The sequence below is a fragment of the Lederbergia panacisoli genome (genome assembly GCF_024626525.1).
In the GTDB taxonomy this organism is placed as follows: domain Bacteria; phylum Bacillota; class Bacilli; order Bacillales; family Bacillaceae_C; genus Lederbergia; species Lederbergia panacisoli.
On record NZ_JANJGU010000026.1, the window covers coordinates 19,928 to 29,242 of the forward strand.

Consider the following 9,315-nt stretch of genomic DNA (forward strand, 5'->3'; position numbering starts at 1 on the left):
CAAATTGCTTCATATCCAAGTTGCTCATTTTAATCATACATCTATATTGATTTGAACTATACACTTTGATTAACTCTTTATACTTTAGCATTAAAGGACAGATACCAAAATTTCTAAAGCCGAATAGCGTATTTGTTCATCAAATACTTAATCTTACTCTCTTCCAACAAATGATCATTCGGGCATATTTTACTTGGAGGAATGCTTCGTAATGCCTCTTCTCTATCCATTCTGGAAAAACTAATAATTTCTTTGGATATTCCTTTTCTTATAAGCCATTCTTCATTACCATGTATGATGTCCCAGGTTCCCATGAACAACATATCGAAGCCCCTTCCATAGGACTCAAAAAATAATAAATCCGAGTCACCATCAGGGTAACTTTTGCTCGGAAAGGTTTCAATGACTTTTTCGATTATCTCAAGCGACCAAATACCATCCCATATCTCCTCCGCAGAACTTGAGGAACAAAACTCTCTCCATAAGGCTTCACCTAATAATCCAATTAAGTGAACCATCATTTGAGCAACTGTTTGCTTATGCGTTATCTGGCCCTCTGTTGTCAATGTACGATTATGTTCTTCTGTCATTTTTGCTAATTGATCCATTGCAAACCTCAAACTAAGCTTTTTTGCTAGTCGAAGCGACGTATTATCTAGATGACATAGAGCATGTGCAAATTGGCTATGACTAAAGTATCTAAGATTATTTAATGTTACTTCCTCAAAGGCTGATTTTATGCTTTTTACATATGGCGATGGTTTAACCTCAATATCCTCATCCAAAAGCGACAGGAGTATGTAACAGCACTGTACTCTAAAAATCCCATGTGGTCTTGATCGATAATTCATTAACAATCGATCAATTAACTGCTCCTTTTCCTCCTGTTTTCCAATCTTTACACGTCTCAAAAATTCCATGGCTGGAGTTAAAAAAGCTCTTGTAGGAATATCCATTCTGACAAACAACAACTTTAAATCTAGCCTTTCCAACTCTTTCCTTGCTTCTTCCTTTTCTTTATTCCATGTGGATAGACGCAATTGACGAACATTTTCTCTAACTATCGGATAAGAATCATTCACTAATCGATTGACATCATTCTTAAAGGCTGCCAGTTGGTTTTCATCAATTTCAACAGAGAACGTATTTTTTACAACTTGTAAGATTCGTTTTCTCTGATAATCGAGCATACTATCAGCGGATAATATACTCTTTAATTCTGCAAAAGTTTCAAAACAATTTTCTTGTTTACATATATAAATTGCATCATCCCAGGTGTTAACGTGTAAGGCATCGTAAACTCTTATCTCCCAACCATTGCTTAATACTATAAAAGGAGCCTTTACTTCCGGATGGATCGCATATAGATGTGCTTGAAGCAGATCACCATAATCCATTTCTTTCGACTTGCCTGGCTTAGCTTCAATAATCCAAAATGATTTAAGCCTTACAGATGGGATATAATCGATTGAAACATTTTTACGCCCTATTCTATGAAATGGTTTAGATAGCCTAAGGCTCTTTTCCCGAATAATATCATTAATAGTACCTTTGCTATAGCCCAATATTCTAAGAAGGGGAGCAATAAAATCTTCTCTAATATCGGACTCATTCCATTTCTCAAAATTCAGGCTAGCCCAGTTTGTAAGAAATAGTTCATCTAGCTTATTAAGTTTCATCATCATTCCTCTTTTTGCATTCTTTAATGATAAAATTGCGTACAAAAAATGTGCATGTAGTTGCTAGTTTCAAACAATCATATTTCTTACAATCCATTAGCTTTTATGAAAAAAATTCGATTCTAATAGCAGCATATCAAGCAAGATATTTCCAGTTATATGTTGATTGTGAACAGGAATAGCCTTGGTTCAGACGCCAAAGCATTTTTAACTAAATTTACCGCAATATATTATTCATTTCTACTTTTTTCAATCTCAATAACCCCATCTTCATTTTGCACAAAATGAATTGGGGATGTGTTTGTACCTTTATTAGGGTCATATGTATAGGTTAAAGTTGGATCTTCTCTTGTTTCAAAGATATTTTTGAGGTTTTGGGCTCGGGATTGTCTAGTTTTAAGAACAGTCATGCGATTACTCACATTAATTTTATGGTCAAATTCTAAAATTACGGTCGAATTAGAAATACCAGCCGGGACAATCTCCTTTATATGATTCACTGAAAACCAAATACAATCTTCTATTGTTGGAGCCTTACTAGGAAACCAGTAAATGCCTTCAGTTCCACTAATTTTTATCGGCGGCATATCAAAATTTCCGATTGCCGCTTTCGCAGCCTTTATAGCACCTTCTAAACTACTTCCAAAATAAATCAAACTAATTTCAAGAATTTTGATTGGACTTAATTTAACGGTGAACACTTCTGTCCCTTCCCAAACACGTGAATACAAATGCCCATTTTTCTCGTAAACCCCCATCAGCGCAATAGTAAAGCGATTAATAATATAGTCATCTCTCATTTTGTTCATACAGTTGAACTCCTTTTTGATATATTTTAGATCAGAGCACAAAGATGATATTAAACTAAGATGCATTACAATTATTAAAAACCTTTACCGCTCTATCACATCACCACATTTCAAAAAATTCAATTTTTTTCTCTCTATTATTACATATTTGGGATTAATATCCACGTTTCTACAATATTTTTTCGAAAATTCAACGTAATTTGATTTTACCTTCACCAATCCGCCTTATTGATATCAATTCTAAAATGATTTTCATTTAGCACAAAAAATGCCACTTATAAGGCTCTTTTGCATCAATTGTCTTCTTCATTGATAAAACAATCTATGAATAAATGATGGGTATATGGTTCAGATTCCCACTGCTTTAAACGATAAACTAAAAATGTGGCTTAACAATATAATAACCGGGCCTAACTACCATTTTCTTTCTTTACAGGTCCAAAGAATTCAAACCTTACAGGTTCATTCGTCCCCGGTCTTTTTGAATTCCATATTTTCATATTTCGCCTTTTCAACTCTTCATCAAAATCTTTTAATGCAAATTTTTGGGCGTATCTTAAAGCTGCTTCCACACCACGTATAATAATTTTTTCTTCCCACACTCCGGAAACCTCATCGTCATCCCAAAAGAAATAGTTTGCGGAAACCCTGACGTATGTCTCAAAAGTGGTGCAAAGTATCTCAAGTTTGACTCCTTTATTAACGAGCCAAAAACTCTGTACATCAACAATTGGTTCCATTTCTGGTACTTCTTCCATGATCATATCCCCCTTGTTTTTTTCTGTAGTAGTGATAAATAAGTGCAGGAGTATCATAGATGCAAAAACCTCTTATAATTACAATTGAATAATTGGACACTAATTTAGGTTATTCGACATATGGTTCTATTTTCCTGCATAGTAATTGTTGTTAAGGTGCCAAGTTCAAAACAATTATATATGGGACTATAGAAAAGCATTAGATCCTGGGACCGATAATCAACACTCCCCTAGGCTCGCAATCAGTAAAATCAGTAAACTTAATAACAATGGTACCGAAAATGCAAAAGGATGGGATGGGTACTGGGCATAGATTCATGCAGTGGGGGTCTAAAATTTCTAAGTTTTGAAACTTCGATTGTTTCATTTTAAATTGTTTTTTCGCAAACCAATCCGTAATTATTTGCCATAAATGCTTACTATCATTTCGGGTATAAAAAAAGAAAACCATTAATGATAGTGGTTTCCGTTATATGAAAAAATAGTATAGTAAATAATCATTTCGTGACACGTTTACGCTTTGTTCTAGAAGGCAGAATGTTAATCACATCAACATAACCATCACTTTCATGAACAGCATAATAGATGATATAGTTTAGCATTACATGCCTGCTTTTCCCATAGGTAATCCTTCTTAGTCCTTTAAAACTACCACTTTCAACTAATTTACCTATAAAAGGATTTTCAGAAAGGTGAGTTTCAATGTATTCGATAATTTCATCTTCTCGCAAATACCACCAATGTAAGGTTTCTTCTCCTTGTTCAGAAAAAAATTGTTGAACATTATCTAGGCAAAATTCAAATTCCTGTGTAAAAAGGACTTTATAAGCCTTATAATTTTCTTTTCGCATAACGTTTGGCTTTCATCTCACTAAAAGTATATCGTTTCATACCTGGGTTATTTAAATACCTTGACAATGATTCCCTAAGCTCTGGATATTCCTCAATCTCTTGCGATAGATCATCTGGAGCAGAAACATCCTGTGAACCAAGCTCATTATTTTCAATTTCTATTGAAATTAATTTCCCATCTGCAATAAAAACTCCTGATTGTTTTCCATTTAAAGCATTAAATAATTCTTGCTTGGCATGTTCACTTAACATTTTCATTTAACATCACCTCAAGCTTATTGTATCAGATTTTGATTATCGAATTCTATTGTATATTCTAATTCTTCATACAGCACTTTTTATACTTTTTCCCACTACCACAAGGACACGGGGCATTTCTACCGACTTTTTGATTGGAATGATTATCATTATTCGCCGGAAGTGATCTCATATTAGGCTTGTCCGTTAATTCAAATAGTTCTTGAGGTGTATAGCCGTTATTCTCCCAAAGCCGAGTATGATTGGAAAGATTCATAATAAGCTTCATCAATTCATTGAATTGCCTTTCGCTTTCAAAGACTATACCTCTTTGATTAATTTCATTACTAATTCTTTGCAGGGAGAAAGCATATTGGCAAATCCCCTGTATATCCTCACAGAACATCTCTGCCTTAAATGGATCACCATGAAAGAAATTCCTTTTTACATAGTTGTTCAATGCTTTGTATTCTTTGGTCATTTCAAAATATGTATCACTCTTGTAGTTAAACAGTTCTTCTTGATTAGGAACGTAAAACGGTTTACCTGCTCGCTTTTGTAATTCATCGTCCATATCACTAAATTGTATGATTGATTCAGCAACAAAATAATCATTCTGAATCATAACAAAGTTTTTCCGTAATATGTCTGGTGAACTGTTCTCTATAGCATCAATAACTTTTTCATCAATCTTCTCTACATTTTGCATATTGTAAATTTCAACAACCTTTTCCTTATGAACCAAACCATATAGATGAGTAAGGGATATAATATAATCAATTACGTAATCCATGGCTCCTCCTATTATTGCATCGTGTTCTTCAACAATACCATTTTCTATATTGTCTCACAATAGGACCGGAAATACGATTTTTGATAGGCTGTTACTTGCTTCGGGGTGAATGTACAATAATGTTGTTTGGATGCCAAGTATCCGCAAGGACAAGGGTTCATTGCACCAATTAATAAAAATTGGGCTGGATACGTCACAGTGGATGCAGCCTTGCTGATGGTCACAACGCCATTTTCCAAAGGCTGACGCAGCATGTCGAGTGCCCGTTTGGGAAACTCAGCCATATCATCAAGAAATAGCCCCCCTATGATCCAAAAATACTTCTCCAGGTTTGGGGGTGGCCCCACCTTCTATCAAAGAAACAGATGAAGCTGAATGATGTGGAATTCTAAATAGGGGATAATGAGGATTGGAAAGCTGTATAGCCGCTAATTAATAGATACTCAAAAACATCAAATTGACTCTCCAGTCCAAGCGGAGGCAAAATGGAAGGAAATGTTTCCGCCAACAAACTTTTTCCACATCCAGGAGGACCGGCCATCAATAGATTATGGCCTCCCAAGGCCGCTTTGGAGGGAAGGTTAAAGTTATTATAATTGCAATTATTATTAACAAAACTTTACTTTTAATTATTCTACGAGATACTTTCATTCAAACACCTTCTGTTATATCCATTTGTTCCCTTTAAAACTTTTACGCCATTTTATAGTTATAAATTCATGGTCAAATGGCGGAAAAAGCATTGTTTATGATCTTATCAATGCCTAACAAATTTGGTTATATCATCAGAAGCAGTTAAAAAAAGGTAAATTCGGAATGCACTCAAAGGTATCCATTTGATAATGAGGAATAACAGATAATGTACCGGAAAACCATCCAACATTAAATTCAAAAAAATACTTTGATCCCTACGTCAAAGTATTTTTCACATAATTTTATTGTAAGATATTATCCATCTCCATCTTTTTTTATCTCAATAACCCCATCTTCATTTTGCACAAAATGAATTGGGGATGTATTTGTACCTTTATTAGGATCATATGTATAGGTTAAAGTTGGATCTTCTCTTGTTTCAAAGATATTTTTGAGGTTTTGTGCTCGGGATTGTCTAGTTTTAAGAACAGTCATGCGATTATTGACATTAATTTTATGGTCAAATTCTAAAATTACGGTCGAATTAGAAATACCAGCCGGGACAATCTCCTTTATATGATTCACTGAAAACCAAATACAATCTTCCATTGTTGGAGCCTTACTAGGAAACCAGTAAATGCCTTCAGTGCCACTAATTTTTATCGGCGGCATATCAAAGTTTCCGATTGCCGCTTTCGCAGCCTTTATAGCACCTTCTAAACTACTCCCATAATAGATCAAACTAATTTCAAGAATTTCGATTGGACTTAATTTAACGGTGAACACTTCTGTCCCTTCCCAAACACGTGAATACAAATGCCCATTTTTCTCGTAAACACCCATCAGCGCAATAGTAAAGCGATTAATAATATAGTCATCTCTCATTTTGTTCATACAGTTGAACTCCTTTTTGATATATTTTAGATCAGAGCACAAAGATGATATTAAACTAAGATGCATTACAACTATTAAAGACCTTTACCGCCCTATCACATCACCGCATTTCAAAAAATTCAATTTTCTTATCTCTCTTTATTATTACATATTTAGGATTAATATCTATATTTCTACAAGTTTACTCTAAAAATTCGACGTAATTTGATTTTCCCTTTCACCAATTCGTCTTATATTGTCATCAAATATTCATCGCACACAAATTGTGCCGATACAATTACCCCGAGAGCCTAACTACCCTTTTCTTTACTTTTTATAGGTCCAAAGAATTCAAACCTTACAGGTTCATTCGTCCCCGGTCTTTTTGAATTCCATATTTTCATATTTCGCCTTTTCAACTCTTCATCAAAATCTTCTAATGCTAATTTTTGGGCGTATCTCAAAGCAGCTTCCACACCACGTATACCAATTTTTTCTTCGCACACTCCAGAAACCTCATCGTCATCCCAAAAGAAATAGTTTGCAGAAACCCTTACGTACGTCTCAAAAGTGGTGCGAAGTATCTCAAGTTTGATTCCTTTATGAACGAGCCAAAAACTCTTCACATCCACAATTGGTTCCATTTCTGGTACTTCTTCCATGATCATATCCCCCTTTTCTGTATTCGTGATAAATAAGTATAGGAGTATCATAGATGCAAAAATCTATTATTGTGTGTCAATTGAATAATTGGACACTTAACTTATGTTATTCGACATATGGTTCTATTTTCCTGCATATTCATTACTATTAAAGTGCCAAGTTCAAAACAATTATAGAATATTGTTAAAACCTGCCACCTGATCATCAGCACCATTGGTTAAATGTGAATGAAGTTGGCTTTTTTCTTTCTAAATCTAAAAGCCATAAATCCAATTTTCTTATCATTACCCTAATCTAAAAGTTCCCAGAGTCGAATAGATTCCGGGAACTTTTTTCCGATAAGAAGACTCCACTCACCAAAAAATTGATTAGGTTCGCCAACATATACGCCCTATTAAAGGCTCTTCATCTATTACTTAATCTATAAATCTATTACACCTTCCTCAATATTCCCACGTATCTTCTGAATAGCACCCGCTCGCCATTTCTTAACTGCCGACAAAGATACCCCTTCCTTATCAGCAATTTCCTGTACACTCAATCCATAGTAAAATGTATCAATTACCCACATTTTCTGCCTCTCAGTTAGTCCTTCACAGTAAGAATGCAACTGCTCCAGCTCCATAGGTTCCCCGCCATTTTCATCCACGGCCATCTCCCAAAAAGCTTCGTCAGGATACACATTCTTTTCTTCCGCTCTATTAATCTTTGTCATATCAGTTAAAATTCGTCCTTTAATATACGAATAGGCATAAGTTGAAAACTTGCCCTTCTCTCCATCAAAGCGTTGATAGGCTTCCCACAATGCGATCAAACCCGTTTGATAATATTCATTCTGATTCTTATAAATTCCCAACGACTTTATTACATGAAAAATCATCCGCTCATGCATTTTTATCAATTCTTCAAAACGTTCTCTTTCCATTCCGTTGCCTTCCTGGAAAGCGCGCTTTCTTTTGTATTCTCGAGTACCTTAAAGATAGTCAGATTGAACAAAAGTAGCGAATGAACGTTTTAGCTAAAATAATGAATATTCGTACAAAGGCAACGAAAACTAGGTTAATTTTGCCACTTTCCCCTAGGCGATTTCAGGTAAATGGTATGAGTTTTGTAAATTATATAGGAAAGAGGAATAATACATTCACCAAAAACAAAAACGTTTGGCGACTGACACCCAAACGTTTTTGAAAAATTTATATTTTACTTACCATATCCACATCGTTAGTTATTTCTACTATCCCATCTTCATTTTGTTCAAAATGATAAGATGTTTGGTTTTCAATAACGATGTCTGTATTTTTATAAGGATCATATGTATAGATTAATGTTGGATCTGTTCTTTTTTCAATGGTGTCTTTTAAATCTCGGGTCCGGTATTTTCTAGTTTTGAAGACTGATTTTCTGATTGTCAGGGTAATGGTATGGCCAAATTGTAAAAGGATTTTCGTTTTATTGTGCTCCACAGGAATACTATCTTTTATATTATTTAACGAAAACCAGATACAATCTTTATTGGTCGGAGACTTGCTGGGAAACCAGTAAATGCCTAGACTTCCGCTGATTTTAATTGGAGGCATATCATAATTTCCTATAGCAGCTCTCGTAGCTTTTTTCGCGCCGTTGAAATCGCCGCCTCCATAATGAATTAAACTATTTTCAATGATTTCGATAGGACTTAATTTGACCAAGAAAACCTTTTCACCCTCTAAAACACTAGAATAGAAATACCCATTCTTAACGTAAACTCCCATCAGCGCGATTGTAAAGCGATTAATAATATAACGTTTCTTAATTTTCATACATAAAACACTCCCTAATAATTTTTTCAAACAAGACAGTGAACATGGATGATATTAAACTAAGATGCATTAACATTATCAAAACCTCTAACTGAATACTGCCATCGGAATTGACCACGCTTGCCATCTTATTTACCACCAATTGCCACGGAAGTTACCACCGATTGCCAGGGCATTTACCATAAGTATAGACCATGAGGATAATGAGCCAATAATTAG

Annotated in this window: 10 protein-coding genes and 1 pseudogene; all 11 read right to left on the reverse strand. The window is 34.7% G+C overall.

Translation table 11 applies throughout. From position 1 onward, the window contains the following. Nucleotides 1–113: 113 nt before the first annotated feature. The 11 genes and pseudogenes from NQ185_RS19525 to NQ185_RS19575 all read right to left on the reverse strand — a co-directional run bounded on the left by NQ185_RS19525 (nt 114) and on the right by NQ185_RS19575 (nt 9,096). Nucleotides 114–1,679: a type I restriction enzyme HsdR N-terminal domain-containing protein gene (locus NQ185_RS19525; protein ID WP_257583743.1), complete on the reverse strand. Its 1,566-nt coding sequence runs from the start codon at nt 1,677–1,679 to the stop codon at nt 114–116. Between the two features lie 230 nt (nt 1,680–1,909). Further along, a complete protein-coding gene (locus tag NQ185_RS19530; RefSeq protein ID WP_257583745.1) occupies nt 1,910–2,488 on the reverse strand; it encodes a competence protein ComK in 579 nt (192 codons plus the stop codon). Between the two features lie 410 nt (nt 2,489–2,898). Beyond that, nucleotides 2,899–3,246 (reverse strand): hypothetical protein, encoded by a 348-nt coding sequence (locus NQ185_RS19535; RefSeq protein ID WP_257583746.1) that lies wholly within the window; start codon nt 3,244–3,246, stop codon nt 2,899–2,901. Nucleotides 3,247–3,743: 497 nt separating this feature from the next. Next, nucleotides 3,744–4,097, reverse strand: a complete 354-nt coding sequence (locus tag NQ185_RS19540) for a type II toxin-antitoxin system RelE/ParE family toxin (RefSeq protein WP_257583747.1) — start codon at nt 4,095–4,097, stop codon at nt 3,744–3,746. Continuing rightward, nucleotides 4,078–4,356, reverse strand: coding sequence for a hypothetical protein (locus tag NQ185_RS19545; RefSeq protein ID WP_257583748.1), 279 nt, complete (start codon nt 4,354–4,356; stop codon nt 4,078–4,080). The genes NQ185_RS19540 and NQ185_RS19545 overlap by 20 nt, the downstream gene beginning before the upstream one ends. A gap of 58 nt (nt 4,357–4,414) precedes the next feature. After that, the gene (locus NQ185_RS19550; protein WP_257583751.1) at nt 4,415–5,128 is read right to left on the reverse strand and encodes a YecA family protein; all 714 of its coding nucleotides are present in this window, start codon (nt 5,126–5,128) and stop codon (nt 4,415–4,417) included. Between the two features lie 58 nt (nt 5,129–5,186). After that, nucleotides 5,187–5,696 (reverse strand): annotated as a pseudogene (locus NQ185_RS19555) (ATP-binding protein); the annotation flags it as partial. 380 nt (nt 5,697–6,076) lie between these two features. Then, on the reverse strand, nt 6,077–6,655 hold the full coding sequence (locus NQ185_RS19560) for a competence protein ComK (protein ID WP_257583752.1): 579 nt from the start codon (nt 6,653–6,655) through the stop codon (nt 6,077–6,079). Nucleotides 6,656–6,945: 290 nt separating this feature from the next. Beyond that, complete coding sequence (locus tag NQ185_RS19565) at nt 6,946–7,296, reverse strand: hypothetical protein (RefSeq protein WP_257583753.1); 351 nt, start codon at nt 7,294–7,296, stop codon at nt 6,946–6,948. A 422-nt stretch (nt 7,297–7,718) separates the two neighbouring features. Further along, nucleotides 7,719–8,222: a sigma-70 family RNA polymerase sigma factor gene (locus NQ185_RS19570; protein ID WP_257583754.1), complete on the reverse strand. Its 504-nt coding sequence runs from the start codon at nt 8,220–8,222 to the stop codon at nt 7,719–7,721. A 268-nt stretch (nt 8,223–8,490) separates the two neighbouring features. Beyond that, a complete protein-coding gene (locus NQ185_RS19575; RefSeq protein ID WP_257583755.1) occupies nt 8,491–9,096 on the reverse strand; it encodes a competence protein ComK in 606 nt (201 codons plus the stop codon). Between the last annotated feature and the right edge of the window lie 219 nt (nt 9,097–9,315).